We start from the raw sequence: 16376 nt of genomic DNA, 5'->3' as shown, positions 1-16376 counted from the left end.
GCCATTATTTAAACGAGCGGAGCATTACCGCTTATGGCGTTCGTCGAATACCAGCCATCAATACAGCGGAGTTGCTCGAACACGACTAAACGATTGCAATGTTTGCGCCCCGATAATGTGAAGCCAGCCCGATAAAACCTTCATTCATGAGCAGACTTTCCATTTACTTGATGGATTTGCCTGACTATCATTTGCCCACGACTCCCGTCCCATTTCCATACAGGAAAGAACCATGTCCCTTATTTCCGAATTCCGCGCCACCGAAGAAGCCATCAAGGAACTGCAGGAGCGCCTGAAGGCGCTGCAACTGGATGGCAAGCTGCAGAAGGAAATCGAATTCGAGAAGAACCTGCGTGATCTGATGGGCCAATATGGCAAGTCGCTGGCCGATATCATCGCCATTCTCGATCCCGCTTCGACCCGCGCCAGCCGTGCCGCCGGCAAGGCCGCTCCGGCCGCCAAGCGCGCGCGCAAGGTCAAGCAATACCGCAACCCGCACACCAATGAAGTCATCGAGACCAAGGGCGGCAACCACAAGACCCTCAAGGAGTGGAAGGCCAAGTGGGGCTCTGACGAAGTGGAAGGCTGGGCGACCGTACTCGGCTGAGTTATCCGCCGCGCCATAACAAAACGCCAGCAATGCTGGCGTTTTTGTTTTCCGGGTTTCCCGGCGGAATTAGTACAGGATCTGCCCGAGAAACAGGCGAGTCCTCTCGTTCTGGGGATGATGAAAGAAGGTTTCCGGATCGGCCTGTTCGACGATCTCGCCACGGTCCATGAAGATCACCCGATTGGCCACGGTGCGCGCAAAGCCCATTTCGTGGGTCACGCACAGCATGGTCATGCCGCTTTCCGCCAGCGCGATCATGGTATCCAGCACCTCCTTGACCATTTCCGGATCAAGGGCGGAAGTCGGTTCGTCGAACAGCATGATCTTCGGCTTCATGCACAACGCCCGGGCGATAGCCACCCGTTGTTGCTGCCCACCGGACAATTGCCCGGGGTATTTGTTGGCCTGCTCGGGAATACGCACCTTTTCCAGGTAATACATGGCGACTTCCTCGGCTTCGCGGCGCGGCAACTTGCGCACCCACATGGGCGCCAGCGTGCAGTTCTGCAGCACGGTCAGGTGCGGGAACAGATTGAAGTGCTGGAACACCATGCCCACGTCGCTGCGGATCGCTTCTATCTGCTTCAGATCGCGGGTGAGTTCCACGCCTTCGACGAATATCTTCCCGGCCTGATGTTCCTCCAGCCGGTTGATGCAGCGAATGGCGGTGGACTTGCCCGAGCCGGACGGCCCACAGATGACGATGCGCTCACCTTTATGAACCTGAAGATTGATGTCCTTGAGCACGTGGAACTGGCCGTACCACTTGTTCACGTCGACCATCTCGATCATCAGCTTCCCGTCGGGCGCCGCCTGCGTACTTGCTTGTGTCATGGTCCGCTCCTTAATGCCGGTGCCCGGTTTCCAGTCTTCGCTCCAGGTGCTGCGAATAACGAGAAATACCGAAACAGAAGATCCAGTAGACCGCCGCCGCAAATACATAGCCCTCGGTGGACATGCCCAGCCAGGCCGGGTCCGCAGTGGCGCGCTTGATGCTGTTGAGGAAGTCGAACAGGCCGATGATGATCACCAGGCTGGTGTCCTTGAACAGCGCGATGAAGGTGTTGACGATGCCGGGAATCACCAGCTTGAGGGCTTGCGGCAAGATCACCAGCCCCGTCATGCGCCAGTAGCCCAGCCCCAATGCCTGGGCGGCTTCGTACTGGCCCTTGGGGATGGCCTGCAATCCGCCGCGTACCACCTCGGCGATATAGGCGGCCTCGAAGAGGATCACCATGAGCATGGCGCGCAGCAGCTTGTCCAGGTTCATGCCCTCGGGCAAGAACAGCGGCAGCATCACCGAGGACATGAACAGCACGGTGATCAGCGGCACGCCGCGCCAGAACTCGATGAAGGTGACACTGATGACCTTGATCGCCGGCAGCTCGGAGCGCCGGCCCAGCGCCAGCAGGATGCCCAGCGGCAGGGCGCCGGCGATACCGACGGCGGCGATCACCAGGGTGAGCATCAAGCCGCCCCACTGGCTGGTCGGCACGCTGGGCAGGCCGAGCAGGCCGCCGTGCAGCAGCCACCAGGCCAGCAGCGGATAGACCAGCAGGAACGCCAGCCCGTAACGCACCTTGTGACGGAACGCGGCCACGAACAGCGGCGCCGCCCCAAGCACCGCCAGCAGCACGCAGAGGTCGACCCGCCAGCGCTGGTCCTGCGGGTAGAAGCCATACATGAACTGACCGAAGCGTTCGCCGATGAACACCCAGCAGGCCCCCTCGCGGGAACAGTCGGCGCGGGTTTCGCCCCTCCAGTCGGCCTCGATGAACGCCCAGTCGATCAGCGGCGGCACGACCTGCCAGACCAGGTACAGGCCGAGCAGGGTCAACAGCGTGTTGCGCCAGTTGGAGAACAGGTTGGCGCGCAACCAGCCGAGCGGCCCCACGCTCAGCGCTGGCGCGGGCAGATCGGGCTTGAAGACGTGGTTATCCATAGCTAGCGCTCCACCAGCGCGATGCGCGCGTTGTACCAGTTCATCAGCAGCGAGATGCTCAGGCTGATCGCCAGGTACACGCTCATGGTGATGGCCATGGTCTCGATGGCCTGACCGGTCTGGTTGAGCACCGTGCCGGCGAACAGCGACACCATGTCCGGATAGCCGATGGCCGCCGCCAGCGAGGAGTTCTTGGTCAGGTTCAGGTACTGGCTGGTCAGCGGCGGCACGATTACCCGCAGGGCCTGGGGAATGACCACCAGGCGCAGGACCTGGCCGGGGCGCAGGCCCAGCGAGGCAGCCGCCTCGGTCTGCCCGCCGCTGACCGCCTGGATGCCCGAGCGCACCGTTTCGCCGATGAAGGCGGCGGTGTAGATGGACAGCGCCATGACGATCGACACCAGCTCGGGGATGACCACCCAGCCGCCGCGGATGTTGAAGCGCTGCAGCTCGGGCACCGACCAGTTGACCGGCGAGCCGAACAGCAGCACACAGGCGCCGGGAATGGCCACGACCAGCGCCAGACTGGCCCAGAACACCGGGAAGCGCGCGCCGGTGGCCAGCCGCCTGGCCCGGGCCCAGCGGCTGAGCAGCACCACCAACGCCAGGGCTGCCAGCAGCGCCAGCATGAAGGGCGCGTATGCGTCGCTGGCGCTCGGCGCCGGCATCTGCACACCACGATTGTTGAGGAAGATAAGGCCGCCCAGGCTCAGGCTGTCGCGCGGCCCCGGCAGCGGGCCGATGACCGCGAAGTACCAGAAGAAGATCTGCAGCAACGGCGGGATGTTGCGGAAGATCTCGATATAGACGGTGGCCAGCTGGCGGATCAGCCAGTTGGACGACAGCCGGGCAATGCCGAGAATGAAGCCCAGCAGGGTGGCCAGGAGGATGCCGATCACGCTGACCAGCAGGGTGTTGAGCAGGCCGACCCAGAACACCCGGCCGTAGCTGTCGCTCTCGCGGTAGTCGATCAGGTGCTGGGTGATGCCGAAGCCGGCGGCGTTATCGAGAAAGCCGAAGCCGGAGGTGATGCCGCGATGCTGCAGGTTGGCCTGGGTGTTGTGGAACAGGAACCAGCCGAAGGCGACCACGGCTGCCACCGCGACGATCTGGAAGATCCAGGCGCGCGCCTGCGGATCGGTCAACAGCGAACCGCGACGCCCGGGAGAAGTTGCTACTGGCATGGGAATTCTCTCGAAAGCCCTGCACCGCCACCCGACTCGGGCCACGGCGCGGGCACGATGGGAACCGCCGCCCGCCAGCGGGCGGCGGACTGCCAGCGATCAGCGCACCGGTGGTGCGTACTGAACGCCGCCCTGATTCCACAAGGCGTTGAGGCCGCGCTCGATCTTCAGCTGGCTGCCGCTGCCGATGTTGCGCTCGAACACCTCGCCGTAATTGCCCACCTGCCTGACGATCTGCACCACCCAGTCGCGGGGCAGCTTGAGGTCCTTGCCATATTCCCCTTCGGCACCCAGCAGGCGGGCAACGTCCGGGTTCTTGGCGCTCTTGGCCATCTGCTCGACATTCTTCGAGTCGACCCCCAGTTCCTCGGCATTGAGCATGGCGAACAGGGTCCAGCGCACGATGTCGAACCATTCCTCGTCGCCCTGGCGCACCAGCGGGCCGAGCGGTTCCTTGGAGATGACCTCGGGCAGCACCACGTAATCGTCGGGCTTGGCCAGCTTGATGCGCTGGGCATACAGCTGCGACTGGTCGGAAGTGAGCACGTCGCAACGGCCGGACTCCAGCGACTTGGCGCTTTCGTCCGAGGTGTCGTAGGTAATCGGGGTGTACTTGTGGTTGTTGGCGCGGAAGTAGTCGGCCAGGTTCAGTTCGGTGGTGGTGCCGGCCTGGATGCACACCGTGGCGCCGTCCAGTTCCTTGGCGCTGGATACGCCGAGTGACTTGTTCACCAGGAAGCCCTGGCCATCGTAGTAGGTAACGCCGGTGAAATTGAGACCCATGGCCGAGTCGCGCGAACTGGTCCAGGTGGTGTTGCGCGACAGCACGTCGACCTCGCCGGACTGCAGGGCGGTGAAGCGCTCCTTGGCGGTCAGCGGGCTGTACTTGACCTTGCCGGCATCGCCGAACACTGCTGCCGCGACGGCCCGGCACACGTCGACATCGATGCCCAGATAACGCCCCTGGGCATCCACATAGGAGAACCCGGGCAGGCCGTCACTGACGCCGCACTGCACGAAGCCCTTCTTCTTTACCGCATCCAGGGTGGCGCCGGCCTGGACCGCGCCCGCCGCACCCAGCAGCGCAACGGCACTCAGCGCGGCCAGCATGGAGTTGAGCCTTTTCATTCGAACCTCCGGTTGCTTTTTATTGTGTTGGATTCTCGGCACACACCATTCCCTGGTTGTTCGAACGATTGAATGGCGGCGTTAACGGTTATCCGTGCAAACCTCGCTCAGCAGTCTAGTTGGCAAACCACGCCCGACCAGAATCCCCTCTCCGGCCGGAGTCACCCGGCCCCCTGCCTGCAGAGCAAGGGCCGTACCAGAACGGTGGTTACCCGCAAAGGCGCCAGCGGCGTATCCTTGCCACCCGAACATCACGCCGGGACTGTCGCCCGGCACGCCCCCGAACGGGGCACCCGCACCGACCTGGAGCCACCATGACCGAGCCGCTGATCCTCCCTTCCCGCCAGCCCGCCGATGCCTGCGTGATCTGGCTGCATGGCCTGGGCGCCGACCGCTTCGACTTCGAGCCGGTGGCCGAACAGCTGCAGGAATCCCTGCACACCACCCGCTTCGTGCTGCCCCAGGCGCCGAGCCAGCCGGTAACCATCAATGGCGGCTGGTCGATGCCCAGCTGGTACGACATCCTCAGCATGGGCGCCGATGGCCGCACCATCGACAAGGCTCAACTGGAAGCCTCGGCACAGACGGTGATCCGCCTGATCGAGGCGCAGCGCGACAGCGGCATCGATCCCGCGCGCATCTTCCTGGCCGGCTTCTCCCAGGGCGGCGCCGTGGTGCTGCACACCGCCTTTCTGCGCTGGCAGGGCGCGCTGGGTGGCGTGCTGGCGCTGTCCACCTACGCGCCGACCTTCGAAGCGGCGCTGCAACTGGAGGCCAGTCACAGCGCCGTGCCGGTGCTCTGTCTGCACGGCAACCGTGACGAGGTGGTGCCCTATTTCCTCGGCCGCGCCGCCCATGACTTCCTCGCCGCACGCGGCGTGCCGGTGCAGTGGCGCGAATACCCGATGGGCCACGAAGTCTGCCTGGCGGAGATCGAGGCGATCGGCCAGTGGCTGCAGGAACGGTTGTCCTGACACGGCCAGCCTTTCTGTGGGGCCGGCGTTACGCCAGCGCAGGCCGCTGAACCGGAAGCGCCACCCCACAAGCCGCACCTGAGAATCCCGTCAAGCCAGCCTTGGCATGGCCCTTCGCCCGAAGGGCGTCTTGCTTTACACTGCCGGCGTTCATTCCTTAACCAGCGATCGAGATCACCGTGCTCAAAGCACTCAAGAACATGTTCAAGAAGGGTGAAGAACCCGCCGCAACGCCCACCGCCCCCGAGCGTCAGAATGCCCCCGAGGGCCAGGCGCCGCGTGCCAAGACGCCCCGCCCGCCCCGCGACGAGACCCGCACCAGCCGTCCGCCGCGCGCCGCCAAGAGCGAACAGCCGCAACAGGCCGCGCCGGAAGCCGACAAGCCGCGCCGCGAGCGCCCGCCGCGCAAGCCCAAGGCGCCCGCCGCGCCCTGGAACCCGGAAGACTTCAAGGTCGAGCCGGTCGAAGGCAAGACCCGTTTCCACGACTTCCCGCTGGCCCCGGAACTGATGCACGCCATCCAGGATCTGGGCTTCACCTACTGCACGCCGATCCAGGCGCAGGTACTGGGTCATACCCTCAGGGGCAAGGACGCCATTGGCCGCGCCCAGACCGGCACCGGCAAGACCGCCGCGTTTCTGGTGTCGATCATCACCCAGCTGCTGCAGACCCCGCCGCCGCGCGAGCGTTACATGGGCGAGCCGCGCGCGCTGATCATCGCGCCGACCCGCGAACTGGTGGTGCAGATCGCCAAGGACGCCGAGGATCTGACCAAGTACACCGGCCTGAGCGTGATGCACTTTGTCGGCGGCATGGACTTCGACAAGCAGCTCAAGGGCCTGGAAAAGCGCTTCTGCGACATCCTGGTGGCCACCCCCGGCCGCCTGCTGGACTTCCACCAGCGTGGCGAGGTGCACCTGGACATGGTCGAGGTGATGGTGCTCGACGAGGCCGACCGCATGCTGGACATGGGCTTCATTCCCCAGGTACGCCAGATCATCCGCCAGACCCCGTTCAAGGGCGAGCGCCAGACCCTGCTGTTCTCCGCCACCTTCACCGACGACGTGATGAACCTGGCCGGCCAGTGGACGGTCGATCCGGCCATCGTCGAGATCGAGCCGGAAAACGTCGCCAGCGAGACCGTCGAGCAGCACGTCTATGCCGTGGCCAGCAAGGACAAGTACAAGCTGCTCTACAACCTGGTCACCCAGAACGACTGGAGCCGGGTGATGGTGTTCGCCAACCGCAAGGATGAAGTACGCCGCATCGAGGAACGCCTGACCCGCGACGGCGTGAGCGCCGCGCAGATGTCCGGCGACGTGCCGCAGCACAAGCGCATCAAGGTGCTGGAAGGCTTCCGTGAGGGCAACATCCGCGTGCTGGTGGCCACCGACGTGGCCGGCCGTGGCATCCACATCGACGGCATCAGCCACGTGATCAACTTCACCCTGCCGGAAGTGCCGGACGACTATGTGCACCGCATCGGCCGCACCGGCCGCGCCGGCGCCACCGGCACCTCGATCAGCTTCGCCGGGGAGGACGACGCCTTCGCCCTGCCGCCCATCGAGACGCTGATCGGCCGCAAGATCCAGTGCGAGACGCCGCCGGACGAGCTGCTCAAGCCGGTGCCGCGCAAGCACTGATCCCGCCGACAAGGAGGTCGCGCATGGCCATCGAGGTCGACAGCAAGGACCTGGCCCGCGCCGTGGCGGCGGGCATTCTGCGCGACGAGCAGGCCCGGGCCCTGCTCGCCTTCCTGCAGCCGCAGGACGCCCGGCGTCCTTCGCTGCAACTGGCCCATGTGGCCTTCTACTTCGGCGCGCTGCTGATCATGGCCGCCCTCGGCTGGTTGCTCACTGAAGCCTGGATGCGCATCGGCTACGCGGCGCTGTTCGGCGTCTCGCTGCTCTATATCGCACTGCTCACCCTCGGCGGCCATCTGCTCTGGCGCCGCGGCCAGCCGATTCCCGGCGGCCTGCTGGGCGCCGTGGCGGTCAGCCTGACACCGCTGGCGGTCTTCGCCCTGCAGCGGCTGACCGGCCTGGGGCCGCTGGCCGACGACCCGGACACCTTCAACGACTATTACCGCTACATCCGTGACGGCTGGCTGGCCATGGAGCTGGCCACAGTGCTGGTCGGCCTGCTGATGCTGCGCCTGCTGCCCTTCCCCTTCATCGTCATGCCCATCGCCCTGGCGCTCTGGTTTCTGTCCATGGACCTGACCGCCCTGCTGCATGGCGAGTCCTTCAGTTGGGAAGAGCGCCGCGACGTATCGTTCTGGTTCGGTCTGGCGTTACTGCTGGCCAGCCTGCTGGTGGATGGGCGCTTCCCGCGCGATTTCGCCTTCTGGGGCTACCTCGCGGGGCTATTGGCCTTCTGGGGTGGTCTGAGCCTGATGGAGAGCGACAGTCATTGGGGCAAGGCGCTGTACTGCCTGATCAACCTGGGGCTGATGGCCTGCGCGATCCTGCTGCGCCGACCGATGTTCATGGTGTTCGGCGGGCTCGGCGTGGCCGGTTACCTGACCTGGCTGGCCCATGATGTATTCAAGAACTCCCTGCTGTTTCCCGTCGTCCTTAGCCTGATCGGCCTCGGCGTCATCGCCCTGGGCCTGCTGTATCAGAAACACCGTGGCCCGCTCACCACCCGGCTGCGGCACCGGCTGCCGGCGAGCCTGGTGAACCTGCTACCCGCGCTGCGCCGTTGACGCGTTGATACAAGTCAGGCCGCCGATCAGCGAGTGAGATATCATTGCGCTGCTATCGATTGCCGGAGAATTCTTGTGGAAAGCCTTCATTGGATGTTGTTGTTGATCGTCACCGGCTTCCTGCTGCTGGGTTTCGGCTTCAACTTTCGCGACCATCTGGTCGGCGTCTGCCTGATGGCCATGGGCATCGTGGTCACCCTGTCCACCGTGCTGCTCAAGCTCTACACCATCCTCTACTGATCCCAGCGCGCGGCGGCCTGCTGGTCGCTGTCGCGGCCCTCGACCCAGCGCGCGCCTTCGGCGGTGTCCTCGCGCTTCCAGAACGGCGCGCGGGTCTTCAGGTAATCCATGATGAAATCGCAGGCGGCGAACGCCGCCTGCCGGTGGGCGCTGGCGGTGCCGACGAAGACGATCGGCTCGCCCGGGGTCAGCGCGCCGACCCGGTGCAGCACCTCGACGCGCAGCAGCGGCCAGCGCGCCTCGGCCTCGGCGACGATCTTGGCCAGCGCCTTCTCGGTCATGCCCGGGTAGTGCTCGAGGTACATGCCGGCGACGTCCTGGCCGTCGTTGTAATCCCGTACATAGCCGACGAAGCCGACCACCGCGCCGATGCCCAACTGGGCGGCGTGCAGCGCGTTGAGCTCGGCACCGGCGTCGAAGGGCGCGGTCTGTACGCGAACACTCATCTCAGCCTCCGGTGACCGTGGGGAAGAAGGCCACTTCGTCGCCATCCTCCAGCGGTTCGTCGAGCCCGCACAGTTCCTGGTTGCGCGCGCACATCAGGTTGCGCTCGGCCAGCACCTGCCAGGCGCCGCCGCGGGCGAGCAGGTGATCGCGCAGCGCACCGAGGGTGGCGAAGCCGTCCTGCCAGTCCAACTGCTCGCCGTCGCTGCCCAGCGCCTCGCGGTAGCGGGCGAAATACTGCAGGCGAATCATGGGGTGTCCTCCGTCGCGCGCCGGTAGTGGCCGCTCTTGCCGCCGGCCTTCTCCAGCAGGCGTACCTGCTCGATGGTCATGTCCTTGTCCACGGCCTTGCACATGTCGTAGATCGTCAGCGCCGCGATGCTGGCGGCGGTCAGCGCCTCCATTTCCACGCCGGTCTGCCCGGCCAGCTTGCAGCGCGCCTCGATGTGCACGCAGTCCTCGCCCTCGGCCCGCAGTTCCACCTTCACGCCGGTAAGCAGCAGCGGGTGACACAGCGGGATCAATTCGTGGGTCTTCTTGGCCGCCTGGATGCCGGCGATGCGCGCCACGGCGAACACGTCGCCCTTGGGGTGGCCGCCCTGCTGGATCAGCGCCAGGGTTTGCGGACGCATGCGCACCCGCGCCTCGGCCACCGCCTCGCGGAAGGTCACCGCCTTGTCGGTGACATCCACCATGCGGGCGTGGCCCTGGTTGTCGAGATGGGTCAGGCTCATCGCATTCTCCTCGGAACGAGGGGCCATTCTACCCGCCACCCCGGTGGCGGGCTTGCGTCTGGTCAAGCCAAGCTGTGGGAGCGGACTGGTCCGCGAGCTCTTCCTGCAATCCGCACCAAAAGCTCGCGAATGAATTCGCTCCCACAGGACTACATATTGGCCTCCGCGTACTCGGCCAGCACCGAGCGCGGCACGCCCTGCAGGGTGATGTGCACGCCATGGGCGAAGTCCTTGAAGCGCTCGGTCAGGTAGGTGAGGCCCGAGCTGGTGGCCGACAGGTAGGGCGTGTCGATCTGCGCCAGGTTGCCCAGGCAGATCACCTTGGTGCCGGTGCCGGCGCGGGTGATGATGGTCTTCATCTGGTGCGGCGTGAGGTTCTGGCATTCGTCGATCAGCAGCAGGCTCTGCTGGAAGCTGCGGCCGCGGATGTAGTTGAGCGACTTGAACTGCAGCGGCACGCGCTGCAGCAGGTAGTCGACACTGCCCGGCGTGCTCTCGTCATCCATGTGCAGGGCCTCCAGGTTGTCGGTGATGGCGCCCAGCCAGGGCTCCATCTTCTCCGCCTCGGTGCCGGGCAGAAAGCCGATGTCCTCGTCCAGGCCTGCACGCTGCGGGTGACGATGATGCGCCGGTAGCGCTTGCTGACCAGGGTCTGCTCGATGGCGGCGGCCAGCGCCAGGATGGTCTTGCCGGAGCCGGCGGCCCCGGACAGGTTGACCAGGTGAATGTCCGGGTCGAGCAGCGCATACAGCGCCAGCGCCTGGTAGATGTCGCGCGGCTGCAGGCCCCAGGCTTCCAGGCCGAGCAGCTTCTCCTGGTAGAGGTCGAGGATCAGCAGTTCGTCGCCGTCGATGCGCTTGATCCAGCCGACGAAGCCCTGCTCATCGAGGATGAACTCGTTGAGGTTCACCGCCGGCAAGTTGCCGGTGAGCCGCACCCGATGCCAGGTGCGGCCCAGCTCCTGGCGGGTTTCCACCTTGCCGACCCGCTCCCAGAAGGAGCCGGGGAGGCTGTGGTAACCGCGCGACAGCAGGCTGACATCGTCGACCAGCTGGTCGGTCTGGTAGTCCTCGGCGGCGATGCCGCAGGCGCGCGCCTTGAGGCGCATGTTGATGTCCTTGCTGACCAGCACCACGTCCAACTCCGGCTTGCGCTGGCTCAGGTCGAGGAGCTGGTTGATGATGCGGTTGTCGTTGATGGTCTCCGGCAGCGGGCTTGCCTGCGCACCGGGGCGATTCATCAGGATCGACAGGCTGCCCCGCGGCCCGCTCTTGCCCCGCTGGATCGGCACTCCCTGCTCCACCTGCTCGGGCGTGGCCTCGCCCAGCGTGCGGTCGATCAGGCGGATCGCCTGCCGGCATTCGGCCGCCGTGCTGTGCTTGCCGGTTTTCAGGCGATCCAGCTCCTCCAGCACCGTCATGGGGATGGCGACCTGGTGCTCCTGGAAATTCAGCAGCGCGTTGGGGTCATGGATCAGCACGTTGGTGTCCAGGACGTAGAGGATCGGCTTTGCGTGGTCATCCATTGGCAATCACCTTTGCTGACGGGGACAGGCGGCCATCGCCGTCCTGCTTGCCCAGGGAAAGGATAGTCCCGCGTCCTGCTCGTTCCCGCCGGACTGCCCGTTGGTCAAGCAAGAGACGGGCCGCTGTCGATAGTCACCGGCGCGGATGACAGTTCCGTGTCCAGCCGCCCGCCAATGGTGCCGATAGGTGGAGTCGTGACCCGATGCTCCCTACAATCGCCCGCATTGTTTCCGGAGACTGCCCATGCTGCTGGTGATATCCCCCGCCAAGACCCTCGACTACGACACGCCGCCGGTGACCGAGCGTTTCACCCTGCCCGAGCACCTGGACCACAGCCAGGCGCTGATCCGGCAGTTGCGCGAGTATTCCCCCCAGCAGATCGCCGAGCTGATGCACCTGTCCGACAAGCTGGCCGCGCTCAACGTGGCGCGCTTCGGCAGCTGGCAGCCGGACTTCACCCCGGCTAACGCCAAGCAGGCACTGCTGGCCTTCAAGGGCGATGTCTACACCGGCCTGCATGCCGAGGACTTCTGCGAAGACGACTTCGCCTTCGCCCAGGAGCACCTGCGCATGCTCTCCGGACTGTATGGCGTGCTGCGCCCGCTGGACCTGATGCAGCCGTATCGGCTGGAAATGGGCACCAAACTGGCCAACCCGCGCGGCAAGGACTTGTATGCCTTCTGGGGCGAGCGCATCAGCGGCTGGCTGAACGAGGCGCTGGCCGCGCAGGGCGACGACGTCCTGCTCAACCTGGCCTCCAACGAGTACTTCGGCGCCGTGCAGCGCAAGGCGCTCAAGGCGCGGGTGATCGACACCGAATTCAAGGACCTGAAGAACGGCCAGTACAAGATCATCAGCTTCTACGCCAAGAAGGCCCGCGGCCTGATGGCGCGCCATGTGATCAAGGAACGCATCAGCGACCCGGAACGCCTGAAGGACTTCGCCGAGCAGGGCTACCGCTTCAGCGCAGAGCAGTCCAGCGCCGACAAGCTGGTGTTCCTGCGCGACCATCCCGAAGACTGACTGGAGCTGCCATGCAACCCTGGATTCTCGGTCTGACCGGCGGCATCGGCAGCGGCAAGAGCGCCGCCGCCGCCCATTTCGCCCAGTTGGGCATCGACCTGGTGAACGCCGACCAGGCCGCGCGCTGGGTGGTGGAACCCGGTCGCCCGGCGCTGGCGCAGATCGCCGCACATTTCGGTGCGGACATCCTGCAGGCCGACGGCAGCCTGGACCGCGCCGCCCTGCGCGCGCGCGTCTTCCAGGATGCCGAACAGCGCCGCTGGCTGGAACGGCTGCTGCACCCGCTGATTCGTCAGGAAATCATCGAGGTGCTGGCGCGCGCCACCTCGCCCTATGCAATCCTCGAATCGCCGCTGCTGATCGAGTCGGGCCAGTCTCAGCTGTGCCAGCGCGTGCTGGTGATCGACGTGCCCGAGGCCGTGCAGATCAGCCGCACCGTCTCGCGCGACGGCAACGACGAGGCGCAGGTGCGCGCCATCATGGCCGCCCAGGCCTCACGCAGCGAACGTCTGGCCAAGGCCGACGACGTGATCGTCAACGACCGTGACCTGTCCTGGCTGCAGCAGGAAGTCGAACGCCTGCACCGTTTTTACCTGACCCTGCGTGGAGGCCAGCCCCAATGAGCAAACCTTTGATCGTCAAATGCCCCACCTGCGGCGCCCCGGTGGAATGGAACGAGGCGACGCCAACCCGGCCGTTCTGCTCGGAACGCTGCAAACTGATCGACCTCGGCGCCTGGGCGGCCGAGGAACACGCGATTCCCGGCGACCCACTGAACGACGAGCTGTTCTCCGAGGACCTGGACAAGCATTCGTAGGGTGGGTCCATCCTGGCCACCGTGCCGTAGCCGACGGCGGCCGGAAAGGCGCCGACCCTCCCTCAGCCTGTAGGGCCGGCTTTATGCCGGCCAGCGGAGTCGAATCCGCCGCCGTGCTGTCGCCCTCACCTTCGTCGGCCGGCATGAAGCCGGCCCCCAGGGTTTCGGTGCCGCTACTTGTCCTCGTCCTTCCACGGCGCCGCCAGGTAGCGGCTGCGGTTGAAGGTTTCCAGCCAGTCCGGGCAGAACACCACCAGCCCGGCGATCACCATGCCGTTGATGAAGGCCTCGGGAAACGCCAGCAGCCACAGGTAGCCGGTGAAATCCTCCAGCCACGGCGGCATCTCGTAGCGGCCGTCGAGCAGCAGCAGCCCCAGCCCGGCAAATACGCAGGCAATCGCCGTGAGCGCCGCCGGGAAGAACCCCGAACAGAAGATGTAGACGAACAGGTTGTCCGGCTGAAAGCGCTCCACCAGGTTCGCGCAGGCCTCGGTGATGGCGACGGGGATGAGCACCAGCAGGATGCCGTTGATGCCCAGCGAGGCCAGGTCCGGCCGGCCCACCGCGATCAGCCCCAGTTGCGCCAGCAGCCCGGCGAGGATCGCCAGCGGCCAGTCCAGCAGCAGGGTCACGGCGGTCATGCCGATGAAGTGCATCGACAGCCCGGACGCGAAATCGCGGCGCACCAGCCAGAGCAGGAACAGCACCACCACGGTGCCGAACAGCAGGTGCTGGCGGCGCAGGTCGCTGAACAGTTCGATCCAGGGCGCACGAGCGGCGGCCCAGAGCAGCACGGGCAGGTAGAGCGCCCAGCCCAGCAGCAGGGTGCGCGAAGCCAGCAGTTCGGCGGCGATCACGCGCCGACTGCCCGCGTGGAAAACACCGCGATGTCCTGCCGCGCGCCCCACCCGTCACGCCCGTGCCAGAAGGCCAGCGCCTCGGGCGCGTCGCGCAGCACGAACACATGGGACTTGTGGATGCCGAGCTCGGCCAGCCGGCGCAGCGCTTCGTCCAGCAGCCGGGTGGCCAGGCCGCGCCCGCGCCAGGCCTCGTCGACCAGCAGGTGCTGCAGATAGCCGCGCCGACCGTCATGGCCGGCCATCAGGCAGGCGATCGGCTGGCCATCGGCCTCGATCAGCAGGCTCAGCCCGGGATTGCGTTGCAGATAGGCGCAGAACGGCGCGTAGGCGTCCTCGTCGCGCACCTGGATGCCGGGCGTGCGCTGCCAGAGCGCCAGCAGCGCGGCATGGTCCGTGGTAACGATTTCGCGCATGTGGCCGAAGGTCGGCATGACCGCGCCCCCCCTGAATGTCGATTGGGAAGCGGAGTTTATCAGGCCATCGGGGATTTGCCGGCGGTGGTTGCCCCACCGAACCCTGTAGGAGGTGCTTCAGCGGCGCCGGCTCGGGCAGGCCGGGCGTCGCCTCCGCTGCCGGCCCTACAGGAGCTGCCGTAGACGGCCGGGTTTACCCCGGCCGAGGGGCGGCTTACAGGATGTCCAGCAGCTCGACGTCGAACACCAGCACGCTGTGCGGCGGGATGCTGCCGACCGCCTGGCCGCCATAGGCCAATTCGCTGGGCACGTGCAGACGCCACTTGCTGCCGGTGTTCATCAGCTGCAGGGCTTCGATCCAACCAGCGATCACGCCGCCGACCGGAAACTCGGCCGGCTGGCCGCGCTCGTAGGAGCTGTCGAACACGGTGCCGTCGATCAGGGTGCCGTGGTAGTGGGTTCGCACCTGGTCGTTGCGGGACGGCTTGGCGCCTTCGCCGGCAACCAGCACTTCATATTGCAGACCGGATTCCAGCACGGTCACGCCTTCGCGCTTGGCGTTCTCGGCCAGGTAGGTCTTGCCGGCTTCGGCAGCAGCGGCGGCCTTGGCATCGGCGGCGGCCTGCATGCGCTCGCGGATCACCTGGAAGCTGGCGTTCAGGTCCTCGGCGCTGACCTGGCTGTCGTTGCCGGCGAAGGCATCGCGCAGGCCGGCGACGATGGCGTCCAGGCTGGCGCCGGGCGGCGGGTTGTCGTGCAGTTGTTCACCGATCTGACGGCCGATGCCGTAGCTGACACGGGCTTCGTCAGTGGAAAGGTCGAGTTGGGACATGGTCGGGCTCCCGCCAGGCTAAAAAGGGCGGCCAGACTATCACAGCAGGAAGCGAGTGGCGGCTGCCCGGTTGCCGCTGAGGCGCCTCCTCCAGGACAGGCAGCGCTTGTTCAACCGGCCGGGTGGCTGCGCAGCGGCGTTTCGCGCAAGCCGCACATCTCCTCGCTGGCGTCGGCCTGCTCGAGTTCCAGGGTCAGCGGCACGCCCTTGAGCAGGTCGCGGGCCTGATCGAGAGACGGCACCTTGATCGGCTGCCCGTCGGCGTCCTGCAGGGTCAGCAGGCGGGAGCCGACCCGCGCCTCGATCAGGTAGGCGCCGCCTTCGAGACAGACCAGGTTGGCGCTTTCGATCTGCCCGGCGCGGGCGCGGGTGCTCAGTTCATGCAGGTTCATCGGGCATACCTCTTAGCGGGATGAGCTTTCAGTCTCGCCCAGCCTGCGCCGGCCGCCAGCCGCTGCGTCCGCTTTCGGACGTATGCCCGCCGCGCTCAGAGCGCCTGCGCGCTGCCCTTGCCCTTCTCCATCATGCCCATGGCGAAGGCGGAGACCACGAAGGTGATGTGCATGATCACGTACCACATGAGCTTGTCGTTCTCGATGTGCTGCGCATTCATGAACATGCGCAGCAGATGGATCGAGGAGATCGCCACGATGCTGGCAGCCACCTTCATCTTCAGCGAGCCGGAATCCATCTTGCCCAGCCAGTCCAGCTTCTCGGTGCCGGCCTTGATATTCAGCTGCGAGACGAAGTTCTCGAAGCCGGAAATCATCACCATCACCAGCAGGCCACCGACCAGCGCCATGTCGATCAGCGATAGCAGCACCAGGATCAGGTCCGCTTCGGTGCGCTCGAACACATGGGGCAGCAGGTGGAAGATTTCCTGAAAGAACTTCAGCGACAGTGCCAGCAACGCCAGCGACAGGCCCAGATAGATGGGCGCCA

20 protein-coding genes and 1 pseudogene are annotated in these 16376 nt (G+C 65.8%); 8 read left to right on the top strand and 13 right to left on the bottom strand.

The features are described from left to right. The first annotated feature begins 232 nt into the window (after positions 1 to 232). Positions 233 to 607, top strand: a complete 375-nt coding sequence (gene mvaT / locus VL129_RS03300) for a histone-like nucleoid-structuring protein MvaT (RefSeq protein WP_325410041.1) — start codon at positions 233 to 235, stop codon at positions 605 to 607. A 69-nt stretch (positions 608 to 676) separates the two neighbouring features. On the opposite strand, the gene VL129_RS03295 is transcribed toward mvaT, so the two are convergent. The 4 genes from VL129_RS03295 to VL129_RS03280 form a co-directional block, all read right to left on the bottom strand. Further along, entirely contained in the window at positions 677 to 1444 is a 768-nt protein-coding gene (locus VL129_RS03295; RefSeq protein WP_325410039.1) for an amino acid ABC transporter ATP-binding protein, read from the bottom strand. Between the two features lie 10 nt (positions 1445 to 1454). Further along, the gene (locus tag VL129_RS03290; RefSeq protein WP_325410037.1) at positions 1455 to 2552 is read right to left on the bottom strand and encodes an amino acid ABC transporter permease; all 1098 of its coding nucleotides are present in this window, start codon (positions 2550 to 2552) and stop codon (positions 1455 to 1457) included. Positions 2553 to 2554: 2 nt separating this feature from the next. Then, positions 2555 to 3736 carry an amino acid ABC transporter permease gene (locus tag VL129_RS03285; protein ID WP_325410035.1) on the bottom strand — a complete coding sequence of 394 codons (1182 nt, stop codon included), beginning with the start codon at positions 3734 to 3736 and terminating at the stop codon, positions 2555 to 2557. A gap of 99 nt (positions 3737 to 3835) precedes the next feature. Further along, positions 3836 to 4864: an amino acid ABC transporter substrate-binding protein gene (locus VL129_RS03280; protein WP_325410033.1), complete on the bottom strand. Its 1029-nt coding sequence runs from the start codon at positions 4862 to 4864 to the stop codon at positions 3836 to 3838. A 314-nt stretch (positions 4865 to 5178) separates the two neighbouring features. Here VL129_RS03280 and VL129_RS03275 point away from each other — a divergent pair, with 314 nt between their 5' ends. From VL129_RS03275 to VL129_RS03260, 4 genes are all read left to right on the top strand, one after another. Further along, positions 5179 to 5838 (top strand): alpha/beta hydrolase, encoded by a 660-nt coding sequence (locus VL129_RS03275; RefSeq protein WP_325410031.1) that lies wholly within the window; start codon positions 5179 to 5181, stop codon positions 5836 to 5838. Between the two features lie 179 nt (positions 5839 to 6017). Next, a complete protein-coding gene (gene rhlB / locus VL129_RS03270) occupies positions 6018 to 7481 on the top strand; it encodes an ATP-dependent RNA helicase RhlB (protein WP_325410029.1) in 1464 nt (487 codons plus the stop codon). A gap of 23 nt (positions 7482 to 7504) precedes the next feature. Further along, positions 7505 to 8545, top strand: coding sequence for a DUF2157 domain-containing protein (locus VL129_RS03265; RefSeq protein WP_325410027.1), 1041 nt, complete (start codon positions 7505 to 7507; stop codon positions 8543 to 8545). Between the two features lie 75 nt (positions 8546 to 8620). Next, the gene (locus tag VL129_RS03260; RefSeq protein WP_325410025.1) at positions 8621 to 8785 is read left to right on the top strand and encodes a hypothetical protein; all 165 of its coding nucleotides are present in this window, start codon (positions 8621 to 8623) and stop codon (positions 8783 to 8785) included. On the opposite strand, the gene moaE is transcribed toward VL129_RS03260, so the two are convergent. The 4 genes and pseudogenes from moaE to VL129_RS03240 all read right to left on the bottom strand — a co-directional run bounded on the left by moaE (position 8779) and on the right by VL129_RS03240 (position 11488). After that, positions 8779 to 9231, bottom strand: a complete 453-nt coding sequence (gene moaE / locus VL129_RS03255; protein ID WP_325410023.1) for a molybdopterin synthase catalytic subunit MoaE — start codon at positions 9229 to 9231, stop codon at positions 8779 to 8781. The two genes, VL129_RS03260 and moaE, sit on opposite strands and share 7 nt — an antisense overlap. Position 9232: 1 nt before the next feature. Next, complete coding sequence (locus tag VL129_RS03250) at positions 9233 to 9481, bottom strand: MoaD/ThiS family protein (RefSeq protein ID WP_325410021.1); 249 nt, start codon at positions 9479 to 9481, stop codon at positions 9233 to 9235. Continuing rightward, a complete protein-coding gene (moaC, locus tag VL129_RS03245) occupies positions 9478 to 9963 on the bottom strand; it encodes a cyclic pyranopterin monophosphate synthase MoaC (protein ID WP_325410020.1) in 486 nt (161 codons plus the stop codon). The genes VL129_RS03250 and moaC overlap by 4 nt, the downstream gene beginning before the upstream one ends. A gap of 149 nt (positions 9964 to 10112) precedes the next feature. After that, positions 10113 to 11488 (bottom strand): annotated as a pseudogene (locus VL129_RS03240) (PhoH family protein). Positions 11489 to 11732: 244 nt separating this feature from the next. Between VL129_RS03240 and yaaA the strand changes: the two are divergent. Genes yaaA through yacG form a run of 3 tightly spaced genes read left to right on the top strand, consistent with a single transcriptional unit; the run spans position 11733 to position 13329 of the window. Continuing rightward, positions 11733 to 12512, top strand: coding sequence for a peroxide stress protein YaaA (yaaA, locus tag VL129_RS03235; protein ID WP_325410018.1), 780 nt, complete (start codon positions 11733 to 11735; stop codon positions 12510 to 12512). A gap of 11 nt (positions 12513 to 12523) precedes the next feature. After that, positions 12524 to 13135: a dephospho-CoA kinase gene (gene coaE / locus VL129_RS03230; protein ID WP_325410016.1), complete on the top strand. Its 612-nt coding sequence runs from the start codon at positions 12524 to 12526 to the stop codon at positions 13133 to 13135. After that, positions 13132 to 13329, top strand: a complete 198-nt coding sequence (gene yacG / locus VL129_RS03225; RefSeq protein WP_325410014.1) for a DNA gyrase inhibitor YacG — start codon at positions 13132 to 13134, stop codon at positions 13327 to 13329. Before coaE ends, yacG begins: the two co-directional genes overlap by 4 nt. A 173-nt stretch (positions 13330 to 13502) precedes the next feature. On the opposite strand, the gene VL129_RS03220 is transcribed toward yacG, so the two are convergent. From VL129_RS03220 to VL129_RS03200, 5 genes are all read right to left on the bottom strand, one after another. Beyond that, the gene (locus VL129_RS03220) at positions 13503 to 14186 is read right to left on the bottom strand and encodes an energy-coupling factor ABC transporter permease (protein WP_325410012.1); all 684 of its coding nucleotides are present in this window, start codon (positions 14184 to 14186) and stop codon (positions 13503 to 13505) included. Next, positions 14183 to 14620 (bottom strand): GNAT family N-acetyltransferase, encoded by a 438-nt coding sequence (locus tag VL129_RS03215; protein WP_325410009.1) that lies wholly within the window; start codon positions 14618 to 14620, stop codon positions 14183 to 14185. Before VL129_RS03215 ends, VL129_RS03220 begins: the two co-directional genes overlap by 4 nt. 196 nt (positions 14621 to 14816) lie before the next feature. Beyond that, positions 14817 to 15434: a BamJ family beta-barrel-assembly machinery protein gene (locus tag VL129_RS03210; RefSeq protein ID WP_325410007.1), complete on the bottom strand. Its 618-nt coding sequence runs from the start codon at positions 15432 to 15434 to the stop codon at positions 14817 to 14819. 110 nt (positions 15435 to 15544) lie between these two features. After that, positions 15545 to 15826, bottom strand: coding sequence for a DUF6482 family protein (locus VL129_RS03205; protein WP_325410005.1), 282 nt, complete (start codon positions 15824 to 15826; stop codon positions 15545 to 15547). A 95-nt stretch (positions 15827 to 15921) separates the two neighbouring features. After that, positions 15922 to 16376, bottom strand: a 455-nt coding sequence (locus VL129_RS03200; RefSeq protein ID WP_325410003.1) for a TIGR00645 family protein, incomplete at its 5' end; no start/stop codon positions are given.

This window comes from Pseudomonas sp. (genome assembly GCF_035497915.1).
Lineage (GTDB): Bacteria > Pseudomonadota > Gammaproteobacteria > Pseudomonadales > Pseudomonadaceae > Serpens.
The sequence above is the reverse complement of the archived record's forward strand: the minus strand, read 5'-3'. Positions and strand labels throughout refer to the sequence as shown.

What these genes read in the sequence shown, in the direction of transcription:
- VL129_RS03275 (WP_325410031.1), top strand. Translation starts at nt 5,179, where the DNA reads ATGACCGAGCCGCTGATCCTCCCTTCCCGCCAGCCCGCCGATGCCTGC.
- VL129_RS03205 (WP_325410005.1), bottom strand. Translation starts at nt 15,826, where the DNA reads ATGAACCTGCATGAACTGAGCACCCGCGCCCGCGCCGGGCAGATCGAA.
- coaE (WP_325410016.1), top strand. Translation starts at nt 12,524, where the DNA reads ATGCAACCCTGGATTCTCGGTCTGACCGGCGGCATCGGCAGCGGCAAG.
- VL129_RS03290 (WP_325410037.1), bottom strand. Translation starts at nt 2,552, where the DNA reads ATGGATAACCACGTCTTCAAGCCCGATCTGCCCGCGCCAGCGCTGAGC.
- moaC (WP_325410020.1), bottom strand. Translation starts at nt 9,963, where the DNA reads ATGAGCCTGACCCATCTCGACAACCAGGGCCACGCCCGCATGGTGGAT.
- VL129_RS03210 (WP_325410007.1), bottom strand. Translation starts at nt 15,434, where the DNA reads ATGTCCCAACTCGACCTTTCCACTGACGAAGCCCGTGTCAGCTACGGC.
- VL129_RS03295 (WP_325410039.1), bottom strand. Translation starts at nt 1,444, where the DNA reads ATGACACAAGCAAGTACGCAGGCGGCGCCCGACGGGAAGCTGATGATC.
- VL129_RS03285 (WP_325410035.1), bottom strand. Translation starts at nt 3,736, where the DNA reads ATGCCAGTAGCAACTTCTCCCGGGCGTCGCGGTTCGCTGTTGACCGAT.
- yacG (WP_325410014.1), top strand. Translation starts at nt 13,132, where the DNA reads ATGAGCAAACCTTTGATCGTCAAATGCCCCACCTGCGGCGCCCCGGTG.
- mvaT (WP_325410041.1), top strand. Translation starts at nt 233, where the DNA reads ATGTCCCTTATTTCCGAATTCCGCGCCACCGAAGAAGCCATCAAGGAA.
- moaE (WP_325410023.1), bottom strand. Translation starts at nt 9,231, where the DNA reads ATGAGTGTTCGCGTACAGACCGCGCCCTTCGACGCCGGTGCCGAGCTC.
- VL129_RS03250 (WP_325410021.1), bottom strand. Translation starts at nt 9,481, where the DNA reads ATGATTCGCCTGCAGTATTTCGCCCGCTACCGCGAGGCGCTGGGCAGC.
- yaaA (WP_325410018.1), top strand. Translation starts at nt 11,733, where the DNA reads ATGCTGCTGGTGATATCCCCCGCCAAGACCCTCGACTACGACACGCCG.
- VL129_RS03265 (WP_325410027.1), top strand. Translation starts at nt 7,505, where the DNA reads ATGGCCATCGAGGTCGACAGCAAGGACCTGGCCCGCGCCGTGGCGGCG.
- VL129_RS03280 (WP_325410033.1), bottom strand. Translation starts at nt 4,864, where the DNA reads ATGAAAAGGCTCAACTCCATGCTGGCCGCGCTGAGTGCCGTTGCGCTG.
- VL129_RS03215 (WP_325410009.1), bottom strand. Translation starts at nt 14,620, where the DNA reads ATGCCGACCTTCGGCCACATGCGCGAAATCGTTACCACGGACCATGCC.